Source organism: Streptomyces sp. BV286, from assembly GCF_019090165.1.
GTDB lineage: Bacteria > Actinomycetota > Actinomycetes > Streptomycetales > Streptomycetaceae > Streptomyces.
Genome location: NZ_JAHRIB010000005.1, coordinates 1 through 16,701, shown reverse-complemented (window position 1 = coordinate 16,701; position 16,701 = coordinate 1). Strand labels below are relative to the sequence as shown.

General features: G+C 70.0%; 17 protein-coding genes. 8 read left to right on the top strand and 9 right to left on the bottom strand.

Features of this window, described 5'->3' with window-relative positions:
- Positions 1 to 340: 340 nt before the first annotated feature.
- Positions 341 to 982, bottom strand: coding sequence for a DNA-3-methyladenine glycosylase (locus KUF83_RS00825; protein ID WP_217452529.1), 642 nt, complete (start codon positions 980 to 982; stop codon positions 341 to 343).
- A 167-nt stretch (positions 983 to 1,149) separates the two neighbouring features.
- Between KUF83_RS00825 and KUF83_RS00820 the strand changes: the two genes are divergently transcribed.
- The 3 genes from KUF83_RS00820 (at position 1,150) to KUF83_RS00810 (ending at position 3,176) form a co-directional block, all read left to right on the top strand.
- Positions 1,150 to 1,935 (top strand): sporulation protein, encoded by a 786-nt coding sequence (locus tag KUF83_RS00820; RefSeq protein WP_217452528.1) that lies wholly within the window; start codon positions 1,150 to 1,152, stop codon positions 1,933 to 1,935.
- 50 nt (positions 1,936 to 1,985) lie between these two features.
- Positions 1,986 to 2,525: a YbhB/YbcL family Raf kinase inhibitor-like protein gene (locus KUF83_RS00815; protein WP_217452527.1), complete on the top strand. Its 540-nt coding sequence runs from the start codon at positions 1,986 to 1,988 to the stop codon at positions 2,523 to 2,525.
- Between the two features lie 144 nt (positions 2,526 to 2,669).
- Positions 2,670 to 3,176: an HNH endonuclease gene (locus KUF83_RS00810; protein ID WP_217452526.1), complete on the top strand. Its 507-nt coding sequence runs from the start codon at positions 2,670 to 2,672 to the stop codon at positions 3,174 to 3,176.
- 178 nt (positions 3,177 to 3,354) lie between these two features.
- Here KUF83_RS00810 and KUF83_RS00805 read toward each other — a convergent pair whose 3' ends face one another.
- From KUF83_RS00805 to KUF83_RS00795, 3 genes are all read right to left on the bottom strand, one after another.
- Entirely contained in the window at positions 3,355 to 4,299 is a 945-nt protein-coding gene (locus KUF83_RS00805; protein WP_217452525.1) for an SPFH domain-containing protein, read from the bottom strand.
- A gap of 133 nt (positions 4,300 to 4,432) precedes the next feature.
- Positions 4,433 to 4,864 carry an NfeD family protein gene (locus KUF83_RS00800; RefSeq protein WP_217452524.1) on the bottom strand — a complete coding sequence of 144 codons (432 nt, stop codon included), beginning with the start codon at positions 4,862 to 4,864 and terminating at the stop codon, positions 4,433 to 4,435.
- A 72-nt stretch (positions 4,865 to 4,936) separates the two neighbouring features.
- Complete coding sequence (locus tag KUF83_RS00795; RefSeq protein ID WP_217452523.1) at positions 4,937 to 5,728, bottom strand: ABC transporter ATP-binding protein; 792 nt, start codon at positions 5,726 to 5,728, stop codon at positions 4,937 to 4,939.
- 121 nt (positions 5,729 to 5,849) lie between these two features.
- Between KUF83_RS00795 and KUF83_RS00790 the strand changes: the two genes are divergently transcribed.
- A complete protein-coding gene (locus KUF83_RS00790) occupies positions 5,850 to 6,638 on the top strand; it encodes a hypothetical protein (RefSeq protein WP_217452522.1) in 789 nt (262 codons plus the stop codon).
- Between the two features lie 60 nt (positions 6,639 to 6,698).
- On the opposite strand, the gene KUF83_RS00785 is transcribed toward KUF83_RS00790, so the two are convergent.
- The 4 genes from KUF83_RS00785 to KUF83_RS00770 form a co-directional block, all read right to left on the bottom strand.
- A complete protein-coding gene (locus KUF83_RS00785; RefSeq protein ID WP_217452521.1) occupies positions 6,699 to 6,938 on the bottom strand; it encodes a chaplin in 240 nt (79 codons plus the stop codon).
- A 217-nt stretch (positions 6,939 to 7,155) separates the two neighbouring features.
- Positions 7,156 to 7,401: a chaplin gene (locus KUF83_RS00780; protein WP_217452520.1), complete on the bottom strand. Its 246-nt coding sequence runs from the start codon at positions 7,399 to 7,401 to the stop codon at positions 7,156 to 7,158.
- Positions 7,402 to 7,585: 184 nt separating this feature from the next.
- Positions 7,586 to 8,227, bottom strand: a complete 642-nt coding sequence (locus KUF83_RS00775; RefSeq protein WP_217452519.1) for a response regulator transcription factor — start codon at positions 8,225 to 8,227, stop codon at positions 7,586 to 7,588.
- The gene (locus KUF83_RS00770) at positions 8,220 to 9,392 is read right to left on the bottom strand and encodes a GAF domain-containing sensor histidine kinase (RefSeq protein ID WP_217452518.1); all 1,173 of its coding nucleotides are present in this window, start codon (positions 9,390 to 9,392) and stop codon (positions 8,220 to 8,222) included. The genes KUF83_RS00775 and KUF83_RS00770 overlap by 8 nt, the downstream gene beginning before the upstream one ends.
- Positions 9,393 to 9,579: 187 nt before the next feature.
- Here KUF83_RS00770 and KUF83_RS00765 point away from each other — a divergent pair, with 187 nt between their 5' ends.
- The 3 genes from KUF83_RS00765 (at position 9,580) to KUF83_RS00755 (ending at position 12,530) form a co-directional block, all read left to right on the top strand.
- Entirely contained in the window at positions 9,580 to 10,278 is a 699-nt protein-coding gene (locus KUF83_RS00765) for an SDR family oxidoreductase (protein ID WP_217452517.1), read from the top strand.
- A 124-nt stretch (positions 10,279 to 10,402) separates the two neighbouring features.
- Positions 10,403 to 11,524, top strand: coding sequence for an S-adenosylmethionine:tRNA ribosyltransferase-isomerase (locus KUF83_RS00760; RefSeq protein ID WP_217452516.1), 1,122 nt, complete (start codon positions 10,403 to 10,405; stop codon positions 11,522 to 11,524).
- 298 nt (positions 11,525 to 11,822) lie between these two features.
- Positions 11,823 to 12,530 (top strand): transglycosylase SLT domain-containing protein, encoded by a 708-nt coding sequence (locus KUF83_RS00755; RefSeq protein ID WP_217452515.1) that lies wholly within the window; start codon positions 11,823 to 11,825, stop codon positions 12,528 to 12,530.
- 94 nt (positions 12,531 to 12,624) lie between these two features.
- Here KUF83_RS00755 and KUF83_RS00750 read toward each other — a convergent pair whose 3' ends face one another.
- On the bottom strand, positions 12,625 to 15,126 hold the full coding sequence (locus KUF83_RS00750) for an FHA domain-containing protein (protein WP_217452530.1): 2,502 nt from the start codon (positions 15,124 to 15,126) through the stop codon (positions 12,625 to 12,627).
- Between the two features lie 241 nt (positions 15,127 to 15,367).
- Here KUF83_RS00750 and KUF83_RS00745 point away from each other — a divergent pair.
- A partial coding sequence (locus KUF83_RS00745) for a streptophobe family protein (RefSeq protein WP_217452514.1) occupies positions 15,368 to 16,701 on the top strand: 1,334 nt, incomplete at its 3' end.

Here is a 16,701-nt window from a genome sequence, read left to right as displayed (position 1 = left end):
GGAACGGACGCTTCCTTCGTACTCACCCTCTCGGGCTTTCCTCCGGGCGCTTCCCTTCGGTCTTGCGTTTCCGACTCTATCAGACCGTTTCGGGCCGTGATTCCCAGTCGGTGGGATTTGCCTTTTGGCCTTGCGGCCTTTCGACATTCACTACGTTAGCCGATCCTCTCGGCAACTCATAATCGAGTTCCGCGAGTTCCAATTCAGGCATGCGGACATGCTGAATAGACCCTCGCTGAGAGGAAGTCGTAGGTAGTGGGTTGGCCGCTTCCGGCTGCAGGCTGAACGCCGTACCCGGGTCAAGCGGCTCGGGCCACATTACGGATCGCCCAGAGGCGAGTCAAGTTCGGCGCCGACGAGGGGTATGCGCCCGATACGGGCTCACCGTCGGGTCGTTGGTGATCCAGAAGCGCCATGGGTGGACACCTCCGTCGCCGGCCACTCCGGTACGCGGACCGTTGAGTACCTGGTCGGAGGGTGCCGGGGTGCCCCTCAGCAGGGTCACCGATGAACCCTCGGGGGCGCAGGCGTCCGTACCGTCGAAGGACCGGTCCACCCCCAGTGCGGTGGCCAGGCGGGCGGGGCCTTTGGCCAGTTCTCTGTCATGTCGGGCTGAAAGTCGACGTTTGCGGGCCAGTTCGGCGCCTTCGGTGATCTCCCCGGCGCGCAGGAGGACGCCGCTCGCCGTGTCCTCAGGGCCGCAGACCAGGTTCATGCAGTGCCACATGCCGTAGGTGAAGTAGACGTACACGTGTCCGGGCGGCCCGAACATCACCGCGTTGCGGGCCGTGCGGCCGCGATAGGCGTGCGATCCGGGATCGTTCGGACCGTCGTAGGCCTCGACCTCCGTGAGGCGGAGCTCGATCGGACCGTCCGGGGTGGTGCACACGAGCAGACGCCCCAGAAGGTCGGGGGCGACCTCGAGAACGGGTCGGTCGAAGAAGTCCCGGGTGAGGGGCGTACGGTCAGGGGCCGCGATCATGGCGTACGAGCGTAGTGCAGACGTGTGACTGCGCGCGGGGTGGTCAGGGAGCGCCCGCCTTGCCAGGGTGAGGGCGCGGAACCGGACACGGCTGGATCGCGTTTGTATGGATCAAGGATTCGATCCGGACAGATCAACAACGGGGCGTTGCCCGAGGAGGAAAAGACATGGGGTTCAAGCGGCTGCTTGCGAGCCTGGGGGCCGGTGGGGCTTCGGTCGAGACGGTGCTGACCGAGGTCAACGTCGTTCCCGGCGGTGTCGTCCAGGGTGAGGTGCGGATCCAGGGCGGATCCGTGGCTCAGCAGATCGAGGGGCTGTCGGTCGGGTTGCAGGCCCGGGTGGAGGTCGAGGGCCCGGACGACCAGGAGCACAAGCAGGACATCGAGTTCACGAAGACGCGGCTCGGTGGTGCTTTCGAGCTGGAGGCGAACGCCGTGCACGCGGTGCCGTTCGGTCTCGAGATCCCGTGGGAGACGCCGATCACGACCATCGCCGGTCAGCCGCTGCGCGGTATGAACGTGGGTGTGACCACGGAACTGGAGATCGCGCGCGCGGTGGACTCCGGTGACCTGGACCCGATCAGCGTGCATCCGCTGCCGGCGCAGCAGGCTCTGCTGGACGCGTTCATCCAGCTCGGGTTCCGCTTCAAGAGCGCGGACCTGGAGCGCGGCCGCATCCGGGGCACGCGACAGAAGCTGCCGTTCTACCAGGAGATCGAGTTCTTCCCGCCGCAGCAGTACCGCGGTCTCAACCAGGTCGAGCTGAGTTTCGTCGCGGACGACCGTGAGATGGACGTCGTCCTGGAGATGGACAAGAAGCCGGGGCTGTTCAGCGAAGGCAGCGACTCGTTCCGTTCCTTCAAGGTGGGTCTCAACGACTTCCAGGGGACCGACTGGGCCGCGTACCTCAACCAGTGGCTGTCCGAGGTCGGCAGTCGCCGCAGCTGGTTCTAGGCTCGGGGCGAGAGTTTCCACGGAGCAGGAACCGATCAGGAGGTGCCGAGGTGACGGAGTCCACGAGGCCGCCGCTTCCCCATGACTTCCATCCCGTCGTGCCGTCGTTCACGGTCACGAGTGAGGACGTCGAGCCGGGCGCGACACTGGACGACGCTCAGGTATACGCGGCCGGGAACACCTCGCCGCAACTGCGCTGGGAGGGCTTCCCGGCGGAGACCCGGAGCTTCGCCGTGACGTGCTTCGATCCGGACGCCCCCACGGGGAGCGGATTCTGGCACTGGGTCGTGTTCGACATTCCGGCTTCGGTGACGGAACTGCCGGCGGGTGCGGGCACGGGGAAGTTCGAGGGCCTGCCGGAAGGTGCGGTCCACGTGCGCAACGACTTCGGGTCGAAGGACTTCGGGGGCGCCGCGCCTCCCGCGGGTGACCCGGCACACCGGTACGTGTTCACGGTGTACGCCGTGGACCAGGAGAAGCTCGGCCCCGACTCGGACGCCTCACCGGCCGTCGTGGGCTTCAATCTCCGGTTCCACACGCTGGCGAGGGCGCAGCTCGTCGCCGAGTACGCGGCTCCCGCGGAGAGCTGAGCGTTCGCTGAACGTTTGCCCGTCTCTGGTCTTGGAATTGATCAGAGGCGGGCATTTTTATTGCGTTGTCCATCTCGGCGTGCCCGGCCAGAGTTGATCCAAGCCCGCCGCGCGGTGGGCCGGTGCACATGGGAGGTGGGCTGGATGCGTGACACGCTGGTGCTGAATGCGAGCTTCGAGCCGCTGTCGACGGTGACGTTGAACCGAGCCGTCGTTCTGGTGCTGCAGGACAAGGCCGTCGTCGAGCAGGCCCACCCCGAACTGCGCATGCGCGGAGCCGCGCTGGACATACCGGTGCCGCGGGTGATCAGGCTCTGCCGTTATGTACGGGTGCCGTTCCGAAGACAAGCACCGTGGTCGAGGCGGGGTGTGCTGGTACGTGACCGGCACAGGTGCGCGTACTGCGGCCGTCGGGCGACCACGGTGGACCATGTGGTGCCGCGGGCGCAGGGTGGTCAGGACTCCTGGCTGAACACGGTCGCCTCGTGCGCGGAGGACAACCACCGCAAGGCCGCGCGTACGCCGGATCAGGCGGGGATGCCGCTGTTGCGGCAGCCGTTCGAGCCGACGCCGGCCGATGCGATGCTGCTTGCGCTGGGGCGCGATGATCTTGAGGGTTTGCCGGAGTGGCTTGCGCAGCCGGCGGCGTAGATGCTCCGCTGGAGCCGGGTCGGGCAGGTGCGTGGGTGAGTGCGGGTGCGTCGTGGCTGGTCGCGCAGTTCCCCGCGCCCCCAAAGGATTGCGCCGTCCCCGCCCACGCCCCTGAAAACAAAAGCGGCTCCTCGTATCCCTGGTCAAGGGTGCGAGGAGCTGCTTTTTGCAACGGGTGTCAGTCAGTGACCGGCGGCTTTTCGCGGCGTTCCGTGCCGCCGTTGCCCGAGCCGCCGCCCATGCCGCCCATCGGGCCGAAGTTGCCCATCGCTCCGCTCAGGCCCTTGAGGGCGTCACCGATCTCGCTGGGCACGATCCACAGCTTGTTGGCGTCGCCCTCGGCGATCTTCGGGAGCATCTGGAGGTACTGGTAGGCGAGGAGCTTCTGGTCCGCGTCACCGGCGTGGATGGACTCGAAGACCGTACGGATCGCCTGGGCCTCACCCTCGGCGCGGAGGGCCGCGGCCCTGGCCTCACCTTCGGCGCGGAGGATGGCGGACTGCTTCTCGCCCTCTGCGGTGAGGATCTGCGACTGGCGGATACCTTCGGCGGTGAGGATCGCGGCGCGCTTGTCCCGGTCGGCGCGCATCTGCTTCTCCATCGAGTCCTGGATGGAGGTGGGCGGCTCGATCGCCTTCAACTCGACGCGGTTGACGCGGATGCCCCACTTGCCGGTGGCCTCGTCGAGCACGCCGCGCAGGGCCGCGTTGATCTCCTCGCGGGAGGTCAGGGTGCGCTCCAGGTCCATGCCGCCGATGATGTTGCGGAGCGTGGTGACCGTGAGCTGCTCGATCGCCTGGATGTAGCTGGCGACCTCGTACGTCGCGGCGCGGGCGTCCGTCACCTGGTAGTAGATGACCGTGTCGATGTTCACGACCAGGTTGTCCTGGGTGATCACCGGCTGGGGCGGGAAGGGCACGACCTGCTCGCGGAGGTCGATGCGGTTGCGGATGGAGTCGATGAACGGGACGACGATGTTGAGCCCCGCGTTGAGTGTCCTCGTGTAGCGGCCGAAGCGCTCGACGATGGCCGCGCTGGCCTGTGGGATCACCTGGATGGTCTTGATCAGGGCGATGAAGACCAACACCACCAGAATGATCAGGACGATGACGACCGGTCCCATCGTGGCTCCCCGTACCCTTCTCCGCCTCGGCGCTTGCCGGAAGATCTTGTGATTGTCGAAGATCTTGCTGGACGAGTGTGTCAGACCACAACTCGCCACGTGCAACGTTCCGTTCACTGGACGCCGCGAGGGGTCACATGACGATCGCCGTGGCCCCCTCGATCTCCACGACGTCCACCTCTTGCCCTACGTCGAAGACGCGTCCCGTGTCCAGGGAACGCGCGGACCAGACCTCCCCGGCGAGCTTGATCCGGCCACCCGAACCGTCGACCCTCTCCAGGACGACGGCCTGCTTGCCCTTCAAGGCGTCGATGCCCGTGGCCAGTTGGGGTCGCTGAGAGCGATGTCGGGCCGCGACGGGGCGTACCACCGCGATGAGGGAGACCGAGACGGCGGCGAAGACCACGACCTGGATGACGACACCGCCTCCGATCCCCGCGGTCACGGCGCCCGCCACGGCGCCGACGGCGAGCATTCCGAACTCCGGCATCGCGGTCACGACCAGCGGGATTCCGAGCCCGACCGCGCCGATCAGCCACCACACCCATGCGTCGATGTCGTCCACGTGGTCATGGTAGGTCCGCGGGTCCCGTCCCGGACAGGGCGCCGATCAAGTTGGGGCGGGTGTTCCTGGTTGTCAGGACAGGGGCAGGCCCTGCGCGGTCCAGCGGTCGCCGGCCTGGCCGACGACGAGCGGGAGGCCGAAGCACAACGACAGGTTGCGCGAGGTGAGTTCGAGCTCCAGGGGGCCTGCCGCGAGCACCTTGCCCTGACGGATCATCAGGACGTGGGTGAAACCGGGGGCGATCTCCTCGACGTGGTGCGTGACCATGATCATGGAGGGGGCGATCGGGTCCCGGGCGAGGCGGCCGAGGCGGCGTACCAGGTCCTCGCGGCCGCCGAGGTCGAGTCCGGCGGCCGGCTCGTCGAGGAGCAGCAGCTCGGGGTCGGTCATCAGCGCGCGGGCGATGAGGGTGCGCTTCCGCTCGCCCTCGGAGAGCGTGCCGAACCGGCGGTCCACGTACTCGGTCATGCCGAGGCGGTCGAGGAACGCGCGGGCGCGCTGCTCGTCGATGTCCTCGTAGTCCTCGTGCCAGCCGGCCGTCATGCCGTACGCGGCGGTCAGTACCGTCTGCAGGACAGTCTGGCGCTTGGGGAGCTTGTCGGCCATGGCGATGCCGGCCATGCCGATGCGCGGGCGCAGTTCGAAGACGTCGACCTTGCCGAGGGTCTCGCCGAGGATGGTGGCGGTGCCCTGGCTGGGGTAGAGGTAGCTGGAGGCGAGGTTCAGGAGGGTCGTTTTTCCGGCGCCGTTGGGTCCGAGGATGACCCAGCGCTCGCCCTCCTTGACCGACCAGGAGACCTGGTCCACCAGAGCCCGGCCCTCTCGGACCACGGATACGTCCTCAAGCTCCAGTACATCGCTCATGAGCGCGCTGTCTCCCATTGCAGTCTCGGCCGTCGCTGTCGTCTGTGGACGAAGCCCCCAGGGAAAACCTACGCCACCGGTCGACCGGTCCAATCCATCGGCCGGTCCTTAGGGTGGGGGCATGCTTTCGGAACCACGCTCAGGACGACTGGCCGCATGGGGAAATGCCCTGTTGGCCGGTTTTGCTTCGCCGGACGACGCGGTCGTCGCCATCGTCGGTGAGGACGCCGTGCACCGCGTCGAGGGACTGCCCGGCGAGACGGGGCCCGTCGGACTCACCCTCGCCCTGGGGCGGCTGCGCGCGCTCGGGGTGACCGGGCTGCGGGTCGCGCTGCCCGCGCCCGGGCATCCGCTCGGACTGAGCGGGCCGCCGGACTTCAACGCGCGCGCACTGGAGGCGGAGGAGGCGGTGGTCTGCCACGGCGCGGGACTGGGGCTCGTGCCCGAGGTGTACGAGGCCGGCCCGGACGGCGACGTGCACGTGGAGGTCCTGTGGCACTGTCTGGCCGTGCGCGAGGCGCCACCCGCCGACGTGCCGTCCCTCGGTGAGGCGGAGCGGGAGCTCGCGGAGGCGTTGCGTGACGCGACCGACGTGCTGGCACGGCTCGACGTGGCGGGTTCGGGTCCGGTCGCCGAAGCGGCGATCGACGCCTACCGGGCGCGGGCCGAGCGGGACGGTGAGGTGCTCGCTCCCGGCTATCCGCCGCGGGCGGTCCGCGTGTTGGCGCTGTCCCGGCGCATCGGGCTGCTCATCTCCGTGGCCTACGAGAACGGGCACGGCGGCGCTGTGAGCGCGTCGGAGATGGCCGCACGCTCCGAGGCTCTGCGCCCGGTCGAGCGGACTGCCAGGCGGGCTCAGGTCGCGGCGTACAACGCGTTCGTGGAGGAGAGGGAGCGCGGGGTCCACTAGGCCCCCATGACGAAGCCCCGCGGACCGTGTGGTCCGCGGGGCTCCCGGCCGGGCAGGGCCTCAGTCGTTCACGGCCTCGTTGCCGAAGGTCGGGTTCAGGAGCCCGATCACGTTGACGCTGTCACCGACGACGTTGACGGGGACGTGGACCGGGACCTGGGCGACGTTGCCCGAGCCGACGCCCGGAGACTTCACGGCAGCGCCGTCGGCAGCCGAGTCGGCGACAGCGGCACCGGCTGAGGCACCCGCCGCGAGACCGGCGACGGTAACGGCCATGGCGGCCTTCTTGGCGATGTTCATGAAAAGCGTTCCTCCTGCGTTCGCGTGACCGGCCCAGCCGCGGGCCGTAGCCTGAGCAACGCCCGGAACGTCGGGACGGCACGGCGGGCGGGCACCTTCTGCCCGTTCGGGTCATTGATCCGACGAACCGAAAAGCGGACCGGCCCCCCAGGCGAACCTGGAAGGCCGGTGGTCACTGCTGACCCGCGTACGGGTCACTGCGGACCCTGGGCGTACGTCAGCCGTTGATGCCGTCGTTGCCGAAGGCCGGGTTCAGGATGCCGACAACGTTCACGGTGTTGCCGACCGCGTTCACCGGGATGGCGACCGGGACCTGGACGAGGTTGCCCGAGGCGACGCCCGGCGAACCCACGGCCTGGCCGCCCGCGTGCGCACCGTCGGTGGCGGAGGCGAAACCGGCGCCGGCGGCAACCAGGCCACCGGCCACCATCGTGACGGCTGCGGCCTTCTTCAGGTTCTTCACTTCTTGAGCCCTCTCCTTGTGAACCACTGCGGCAAAGCGCCGCAGCACGCACTGGAGAACGGCGGAGATCACGGAAGGATGCGCCATCCGGGGGACATTCCCACGACGGTATGAATCTCAGCCCGGAAGCAGACCCTCCGCATTGCCGCCACGAAGCCCCGCGGCCGAACCGATCAGCAGGTCATCAGCCCGCCACGCCGTGTCGTACGGCCCACAGCGCGGCCTGGGTGCGGTCGGCGAGGTCCAGCTTCATAAGGATGTTCGAGACATGTGTCTTGACGGTCTTCTCGGAGAGGACGAGGGCGCGGGCTATCTCGCGGTTGGAGCGGCCGTCGGCGATCAGGCCGAGCACCTCGCGCTCCCGCTCCGTGAGCGAACCGCCTCTGCCCTGGCCGTAGTTGGTCTCCTCCTGGGACAGCAGCGCGTCGGCCACCTCGGCCTGGAGCAGGACGTGCCCCGCGTGCACCGAGCGGATGGCGCCGGCGAGGGCGTCGGGGTCCACGTCCTTGTAGACATAGCCCGCGGCTCCCGCGCGCAGGGCCGGGACCACCGTGCGCTGTTCGGTGAAGCTGGTGACGATGAGCACGCGCGCGGGGTTGTCGAGTGCGCGGAGTCTGCGCAGGGCCTCCACGCCGTCCATCTCCGGCATCTTGACGTCCATGAGGACGACGTCGGGCTTCAACTCCTCGGCGCGGGCGACTCCTTCGGCGCCATCGGACGCCTCACCCACGACCTCGATGTCGTCCTGCACTTCGAGGAACGTGCGCAGCCCCCGGCGGACGACCTGGTGGTCGTCGACGAGCAGCACCTTGATTGCGTCAGCCACCAGGGACCTCCATCTCGATCGTGGTGCCCTTTCCGGGCGCCGATTCCACCCTGAGCGTGCCTCCGACGCCGTTCGTACGGTCGCGCATGGACACCAGGCCGAGATGGCGGCCCGCACGGCGGGTCGCCCGGGGCTCGAAGCCGGCGCCGTCGTCGCTGACACGCAGCACGGCGCCCTGGCCCCGCCTCTCGATGGTGACGTCGACGCGGGCTCCGCCGGAGTGCCGCAGCGCGTTGTGCAGGGCCTCCTGGGCGACTCGCAGCATGGCCTCCTCCTGGGCTGCGGGCAGCGCGCGGACACCCCGGCTGTCGAAGGTGACGCGCGCGGTGTGGGCCCGGTCGAGGACCTGTATCTGGGTGCGCAGCGTGGCGACCAGTCCGTCCTCGTCGAGGGCGGCCGGGCGCAGCTCCACCACGGCGGCGCGCAGTTCGTCGGCGGCCTCGGCGGCCAGCGTCGCCACCTGGTGCAGTTCCCCCTTGGCGCGGTCCGGGTCGCGGTCCACCAGGGCCGCGGCGGCCTGGGCGGTGAGGCGCAGGGAGAACAGCTTCTGGCTGACGGCGTCGTGCAGTTCGTGGGCGAGGCGGGAGCGCTCCTCGGCGATCGTCAGCTCGCGGCTTCGCTCGTACAGGCGGGCGTTCGTGAGGGCGATCGCGGCGTGCTGGGCGAGGATCCGCAGCAGCTCCTCGTCGTCCTCGGTGAAGCCGCAGGCCGGCTCGGGGCCCTCGGGGTGTGAGGGGTCTCCCGCCGCGGGACGCAACTTGTTGGCGAGGAAGAGGGCGCCGATGACCTCGTCGCCGTCGCGGATGGGCAGGCCCAGGAAATCGGACATGTCGGGGTGGGCGGAGGGCCAGCCCTCGAAGCGCGGATCCTGGCGCACGTCGGCGAGGCGCTCGGCGCGGGCCTCCTGCAGCATCGCGGCGAGGATGCCGTGCTGGCGCGGGAGCGGGCCGATGGCCTTCCACTGGGCGTCGCTGACACCGTCGACGACGAACTGGGCGAAGCCGCCGTGGTCGTCGGGGACCCCGAGCGCCGCGTACTGCGCGTCGAGCAGTTCGCGGGCCGAGGCGACGATCGTCTTGAGGACGTCGCGCACCTCCAGGTGCCTGCTCATCGCGAGCAGCGCGGAGCTGACCGCGTACAGGCCCGACCGGGGTCCTTGACTCATGACCTCACGGTACCGGCGGGGTGTGACAGCGCGTATCCGACCCGTGGCGGCCCTCCCTGGGCCGCTGGACCTAGGGCGAAGGACCCCGGCGCACTGGGGCCTGCGCACGAGGCGGCGAGGGCCTCCCGGTTCCTACGTTGAAGACGGCCGCCGGGAGTGGCGGCCGTGCGACGAGGGGACGGACGTCATGCCGGTAGCGATCATCACAGGGGCTTCGAAGGGGCTGGGGCGCGCGCTCGCCGAGGCCCTGGCGGAGCGCGGCTGGGATCTGGTGCTCGACGCCAGAACGGGCCCGCCCCTCCAGGAGACGGCCGCGGCCCTCGGCGCGTACGGGACACGGGTGCGGGCGCTGCCCGGGGACGTCACGGACGGTGCGCACCGTGCCGGTCTGGTGGCGGTGGCGCGGGAGCTCGGCGGCGTCGATCTCCTGGTGAACAACGCGAGCGCGCTGGGCGCCGAACCGCTCGTACGGCTCGAAGCGCTGGCACTGGAGGGACTGCGGCGCGCTCTGGAGGTCAACGTGGTCGCGGCGCTCGGGCTGGTCCAGGAGGCGCTGCCGCTGTTGCGCGAGTCGCCGGCGGGCACGGTGATCGACGTCAGTTCGGACGCCGCCGCCGAGGCGTACGAGACCTGGGGCGGCTACGGGGCCTCGAAGGCGGCGCTCGACCATCTCTCCGCGGTGCTCGGGGCGGAGGAGCCCGGGCTGCGGGTCTGGGCGGTCGATCCGGGTGACATGGCCACGGACCTGTACGCGGCGGCCGTACCCGGCGACGACGATCCGCGGCCCGGTCCGGCGAGTGTCGTCCCGGCCTTTCTGCACCTGCTCGACCGCCGTCCGGAAAGTGGCAGGTACGCGGCGCCGGCCCTCCTGGAGGTGACCCGATGAGCCACTCCGCCGTCGCCGGACCTCGAGTCGCCGCGACCGGTGCCGGTGCCGGTGCCGTCTCGGAAGGGTCCGCCCGGCGTCCGCTGAGCGGGCGCTCCGGGGCCCCGTCTGCGCGGGGTCAGCGATGACGACCGCCATGGGGACGCCCGCGTCCGGTCGCGGCCGGACGGGGTGGAGGGTGCCGGAGGAACTGTCGGCGCGCGTGCCAGCCGAGCAGCGGGGGCCGGGGCTCGAACGTGACGCGGTGCGACTGCTCGTCTCCCACGGGGCCCAGGTGTCGCATCACGCGTTCGTGGATCTGCCGGGCCGCCTGCGGGCCGGGGACCTCCTCGTCGTGAACACGTCCGCGACGCTGGCGGCGGCGGTGGACGGAAAGGTCGGGCACGCGCGCGTGGTGGTGCATTTCTCCACCCGGGGCGACGACGGACGCTGGGCCGTGGAGCTGCGGGAGCCCGACGGGAGGGGCACCACGCGCGCGCGGGCGGGCGGGCCCGCCGGGACGGAGGTACGGCTCCCCGGGGGCGTGCGGATCGTGCTGGAGGAGCCCCTCACCGGGCGGAGCGCACGGCTGTGGTGGGGGCGGGCCTCGGATCCCGACGTCCTGGGGCTTCTGCGGCGGCACGGGAGGCCTGTCCGGTACTCCTACACGGAGAGGGACCAGCCGCTGTCCGCGTACCAGACGGTGTTCGCGCTGCCGTCCGCTGACGGGTCGGGGAGCGCGGAGATGCCGAGCGCGGCGCGGCCCTTCACCACGCGGCTGGTGGCGGAGCTGGTGAGCCGTGGTGTGCAGTTCGCGCCCATCACCCTGCACACGGGGGTCGCCTCGGCCGAGGCGCACGAACCGCCGTACCCGGAGCGTTTCGCGGTGCCGGAGGCCTCGGCGCGGCTGATCAACGCGGCGAAGGCCGGCGGCGGCCGGGTCATCGGGGTCGGCACCACGGCCGTACGCGCCGTGGAGTCGGCGGCCGGCACCGACGGGGTGGTGCGGGCGGCGGAGGGCTGGACCGGCCTCGTGGTGACCCCGGAGCGCGGGGTGCGGGTCGTCGACGGGCTGCTGACCGGGCTGCACGAGCCCGAGGCCTCGCATCTGCTGATGCTGGAGGCGATCGCCGGCGGGGTGGCTGTCGACCGCGGGTACGACGAGGCGCTGCGGGAGCGCTACCTGTGGCACGAGTTCGGCGACGTGCACCTCATCCTCCCGGAGGAGGACCCTCACACAGAGCATTGCTCCAGCAACTGCTGGTGAGACCACACCCCGGCCGGTGTGAGCCCGCACATAGGACGCACATCACGTACGAACGGACATAGGAGATAAACGGACTCCTGGTGAGCGGGGCAGACGTATCGGTCTGCCCCGTTTTGCCCTTACGGGGTCCACTACCCGGGGTCGTACGTCACACCTTTGCCAGGGAAAATTGCGGCCGCTAAGAATGGCTGCCGTCGCTCGGCGCCGCAGGTACTTACCCGCGGCGTTTGATCCGGAAACACTTTGTCCCCTCCGGACCGAGAGCGGCCTCCGCGCTATTCGAAGAGGTCCCTCAGCCATGCCCAAGCAGCTCCGCACTCCTGGTCATAGTCCCGCGCTGACCAAGACCCACAAGCTCTCGTTCGCCGGTGTCGCCACGCTCGGCGCCGCGGCCCTCGCGTTCTCCCTCGTACCGGCCGAGACCCAGGCAAGCGCCGACTCGGTCGCCGCCGCCCCGGCCTCCGTCTCCTCCCAGCAGCTCAAGGTCGCGACCGTCGGCCTCAGCGGCCAGCTGGCCGACGCCCAGGCCGCGGCCGCGAAGAAGAAGGCCGCCGACGCGGCCGCCGCGAAGAAGGCGGCCGACGCCGCCGCGAAGAAGAAGGCCGAGGACGCCCGCAAGGCGAAGGAGGCCGCGAGCCGGTCCGCCAAGCGTGCCGCGGTCAAGCCGGCCGCCGCCAAGACCTACGCGAACAACCTCGACGGCTGGATCCGCCAGTCGCTGGACATCATGAAGAAGCACGGCATACCGGGTACGTACGACGGTCTGCACCGCAACATCATCCGCGAGTCCGCGGGCGACCCGAACGCGATCAACAACTGGGACATCAACGCCATCAACGGTGTCCCGTCGATCGGTCTGCTGCAGGTCATCAAGCCCACCTTCGACGCCTACCACGTCGCCGGCACGGTCAAGAGCCAGTACAACCCGGTCGCCAACATCACCGCCGCCGCCAACTACGCGGCCGACCGGTACGGCTCGATCGACAACGTCAACGGCGCGTACTGAGGTCTGCGCGGACCTCTGACCCGTACGCCCGAAGGGCGGCACCCCACCGGGGGTGCCGCCCTTCGCGTGTCCTTCGACCGCTCGTGCCCTGGAACTACTTCCGCATGACCTCCGGCTCGTGGCGGCGCAGGAAGCGGGCCACGAGGAAGGCGCAGACGGCCGCCAGGGCGAACAGCGCGGTCATGTCCAGGGCCCACGTCAGGGCGTCGTGGTCCCAGAGCGGATCCGAGTCGGTCGAGTTGTGCGGGTTGATCTTGTTGAAGTCGAGCGTGGTACCGGCGGCGCCGACGGCCCAGCGCGACGGCATCAGGTACGAGAACTCGTTGACGCCGAGGGCGCCGGCCAGGGGGAACAGGCAGCCGGTGAAGACGACCTGGATGATCGCGAACATCACCAGCAGGGGCATGGTCTTCTCGGCGGTCTTCACCAGCGAGGAGATCACCAGGCCGAACATCATCGAGGTGAAGCCCAGCGCCATGATCGGCAGGGAGAGCTCGATCGCGACCGCGCCTCCGAGGATGAGGCCCTCGTCGGGGATCGTGCGGCTCATGAAGCCGATCGCGCCGACCAGCGCGCCCTGGAGCATCGTGATGACACCCAGGACGATCACCTTGGACATCAGGTACGCCGAGCGCGACAGGCCGGTCGCGCGCTCCCGCTCGTAGATGACCCGTTCCTTGATCAGCTCACGGACCGAGTTGGCGGCGCCCGCGAAACAGGCGCCGACGGCGAGGATCAGCAGCACCGTGGCGGCCGTGCTGTTCGGGATCGGCAGGCCGTTCGGGCCCAGCTGCTTGTTGACCAGCAGCGTCTTGTCCGGCTCGATGAGCAGGCTGACCGCGCCGAGGACCGCCGGCAGGATCACCGTCAGGGCCAGGAAGCCCTTGTCGGACGCGATGACCGAGGAGTACCGCCGGATCAGCGTGCTCAGCTGGGAGAGCCAGCCCTGCGGCTTCGGCGGGCGCATGGCCTGCGGCGGCGGCATGTGTACGGACTGCGGGGCGACCGCGTCGATGTCCGCGGCGTACATCTGGTAGTGCTGCGAGCCCTTCCAGCGGCCCGCCCAGTCGTAGTCGCGGTAGTTCTCGAAGGCGGAGAAGACGTCGGCCCAGGTGTCGTAGCCGAAGAAGTTCAGTGCCTCCTCGGGCGGCCCGAAATAGGCCACCGAGCCACCGGGCGCCATGACCAGAAGCTTGTCGCAGATGGCCAGCTCGGCCACGGAGTGCGTGACGACGAGGACCGTACGGCCGTCGTCGGCGAGGCCGCGCAGCAGCTGCATGACATCGCGGTCCATGCCCGGGTCGAGACCGGAGGTCGGCTCGTCCAGGAAGATCAGCGACGGCTTGGTGAGCAGCTCCAGGGCCACCGAGACGCGCTTGCGCTGGCCACCGGAGAGGGAGGTGACCTTCTTCTCCTTGTGGACGTCGAGCTTCAGCTCGCGCAGCACCTCGTCGATCCGGGCGTCGCGCTCCTGTGTCGTGGTGTCCGCGGGGAAGCGCAGCTTGGCCGCGTACTTGAGGGCCTTCTTGACGGTCAGTTCCTTGTGCAGGATGTCGTCCTGCGGGACCAGACCGATGCGCTGACGCAGCTCGGCGAACTGCTTGTAGAGGTTCCGGTTGTCGTAGAGGACGTCGCCCTGGTTGGCGGGGCGATAGCCCGTGAGCGCCTTCAGGAGCGTCGACTTGCCGGAACCGGAGGGGCCGATGACCGCGATGAGCGACTTCTCCGGTACGCCGAAGGAGACGTCCTTGAGGATCTGCTTGCCGCCGTCGACCGTGACGGTCAGGTGGCGGGCCGAGAAGGAGACCTCACCGGTGTCGACGAACTCCTCGAGGCGGTCGCCCACCAGGCGGAACGTCGAGTGGCCGACGCCGACGATGTCGTTCGGGCCGAGCAGCGCGGAGCCGCCCTTGGCGATCGGCATGCCGTTGACGTACGTGCCGTTGTGCGAGCCGAGGTCGCGGATCTCGTAACGCCCGTCGGGCGTCGCGTGGAACTCGGCGTGGTGGCGTGAGACCTGCAGGTCGGACACGACCAGCTCGTTCTCCAGCGCACGGCCGATGCGCATCACCCGGCCGAGGGACATCTGGTGGAACGTGGTCGGGCTGCGGTCTCCGTAGACCGGCGGCGCCCCCGCGCCCCCACCGGGTCCCTGCTGCTGCGGGATGTGCCCGCCCTGCTGGGGCTGCTGCCAGCCCTGCTCCGGCGCGGACTGCTGCGGCGGCGCCTGCTGGGCCCAGCCGGCCGCCGGCGCGCCCTGCGCCGCGTACGGCTGCTGCTGTTGCGCCTGCGGTGCGGCGGCCGCGGCGCCCGACAGGCTCAGGCGTGGTCCGTCGGTCGCGTTGCCGAGGTGCACGGCCGAGCCGGGGCCGATCTCCATCTGATGGATCCGCTGCCCCTGCACGAATGTGCCGTTGGTGCTGCCGTGGTCCTCTATGACCCAACTGCGGCCGCCCCAGCTGATCGTGGCGTGACGCCAGGACACCCTGGCGTCGTCGAGCACCACGTCCCCCTGCGGATCACGTCCGAGGGTGTATGGCCTGGACGCGTCGAGCGTCCAGGTCCGTCCGTTCAATTCCAGTACGAGTTCCGGCACTCCATGCCCCACTGTGTTGTCCCCCGAGTTACCCCCAACACAGGGAGTCTAGGGATGTCGAACATCGTGGGGAACTATTTCAGTAGGAGGCCTCTGACCGAAAGTCGGGCCCCGTCAAGACCGCGTACGGGCGGCTTGTCCGTTTCCGTTGACGGGGTTGAAACCGGCCCGGAGAGTGGTAATCCCACGCGAGGGGGACACCGCGGTGGAAGTGTCGCGGTGCGGAGTCGGGGGGCTGACGATGAGCGACGGGTCCGCGGGGCACGGCAGGCGCGTGCCACTGGGTGATGTGCTGTTGTCCTCGATCGCCGCCGTGAGCTGGGCACTGATCGGGATGGCGGGCGTCGCGGCACTGGGCCTGCATCTGCTCGGCGCGGACGCGGAGGCCTCGCTCGGGCCGATGACCGCGGCGGTTGTGGCGCTCGGGGCGGGTGGTTCGGTGACTCCCTCGGGTGACGTGTCGGCGTTCGGCCTGGACGGCGCGCAGGCCGAGACGGCCCTCCAGATCACGCCACTCGGTGTGAGCCTGGTGGGCGCGCTGCTGCTGTCCTGGTTCTTCCTGCGCTCCCTGCGCGGTGCGGGAGCCGTGATCGCACCCGCCGAACTGCTCGCGCGGGCGGGCACGGTGGCCGCGCTCTTCGTGGCGATGCTGGGCGGTCTCGCCTGGGCGGGACACGACATCATCACGATCGACGGCGGTTCGCTCGGGCTCGACGAACTGCCGGGCGGCGGGCTGCCGGACGCCGTGGAGGTGCCCGGGCTCGGCGACATCGGCGGCCTGCTGCCGGACCGGCTCGGGGATCTCGCGGAGGCGAACGCCCAGGTGGGCTTCACCGTCGAGACGGTACCGACGCTCCTCGGCGGCCTGGGCTGGGTGCTCGGCGTCCTGGTGATCGCGCTGCTGGCCTCGCGCCGGACCCCGCTGCCGGCCGGCTGGACAGCGGTGCACCACCTGGTGCGTCCCGCGGTGTCCGCGCTGGTCACGGTTCTGCTGGTGGCGGTCCTGGCGGGCTGCACGGCGGCGGCGTACGCGGCCCTCGGCGACGACAACCCGAAGCGGATCGCCGGCGCCGCCCTGCTCGGGGCGCCCAACGGGGTGTGGCTCGGCATCCCGATCGGGCTCTTCGTGCCGTGGGACGGGAAGGCGACAGGTCCCTTCCTCCAGTTCCTGCCGGATCCCATGGACGACCTCCTGAGGTTCTCCGAGCAGCCCGTCACCCTCGGCAGGCTGGCCGAACTGGACAGCCGCGTATGGCTGTTGGGGGTCGCCGCGGCCCTGATGATGCTGTTCGCGGGCGTCCTGACCGCGGCGCGCACGCCGTTCGTACGGGAGCGGGGCGTCCTCGGTTTCGCGGGGCACTGCGCGCTGCGGCTGGCGGTCGTGACCGCGGCGGCGATGCCGTCGCTGGCCTGGCTGACGGAGGTGTCCGTCGACGCCTCCCTGTCCGTACTGGGCATCGACGCGTTCGACTCCGGGATCGAGCTGCGGGGGCAGCTGGGCATGGCTCTGCTGCTCGGTGCGCTGTGGGGCGCGGGAGCGGGGGCGGCGGGCGCGCTGCTCGCGTGCGCCACGGG

Bases quoted from the DNA above. Each gene is read 5' to 3' on its own strand.
- KUF83_RS00825 (WP_217452529.1), bottom strand. From the start codon at position 982: ATGATCGCGGCCCCTGACCGTACGCCCCTCACCCGGGACTTCTTCGAC.
- KUF83_RS00820 (WP_217452528.1), top strand. From the start codon at position 1,150: ATGGGGTTCAAGCGGCTGCTTGCGAGCCTGGGGGCCGGTGGGGCTTCG.
- KUF83_RS00810 (WP_217452526.1), top strand. From the start codon at position 2,670: ATGCGTGACACGCTGGTGCTGAATGCGAGCTTCGAGCCGCTGTCGACG.
- KUF83_RS00805 (WP_217452525.1), bottom strand. From the start codon at position 4,299: ATGGGACCGGTCGTCATCGTCCTGATCATTCTGGTGGTGTTGGTCTTC.
- KUF83_RS00795 (WP_217452523.1), bottom strand. From the start codon at position 5,728: ATGAGCGATGTACTGGAGCTTGAGGACGTATCCGTGGTCCGAGAGGGC.
- KUF83_RS00790 (WP_217452522.1), top strand. From the start codon at position 5,850: ATGCTTTCGGAACCACGCTCAGGACGACTGGCCGCATGGGGAAATGCC.
- KUF83_RS00785 (WP_217452521.1), bottom strand. From the start codon at position 6,938: ATGAACATCGCCAAGAAGGCCGCCATGGCCGTTACCGTCGCCGGTCTC.
- KUF83_RS00770 (WP_217452518.1), bottom strand. From the start codon at position 9,392: ATGAGTCAAGGACCCCGGTCGGGCCTGTACGCGGTCAGCTCCGCGCTG.
- KUF83_RS00765 (WP_217452517.1), top strand. From the start codon at position 9,580: ATGCCGGTAGCGATCATCACAGGGGCTTCGAAGGGGCTGGGGCGCGCG.
- KUF83_RS00760 (WP_217452516.1), top strand. From the start codon at position 10,403: ATGACGACCGCCATGGGGACGCCCGCGTCCGGTCGCGGCCGGACGGGG.
- KUF83_RS00755 (WP_217452515.1), top strand. From the start codon at position 11,823: ATGCCCAAGCAGCTCCGCACTCCTGGTCATAGTCCCGCGCTGACCAAG.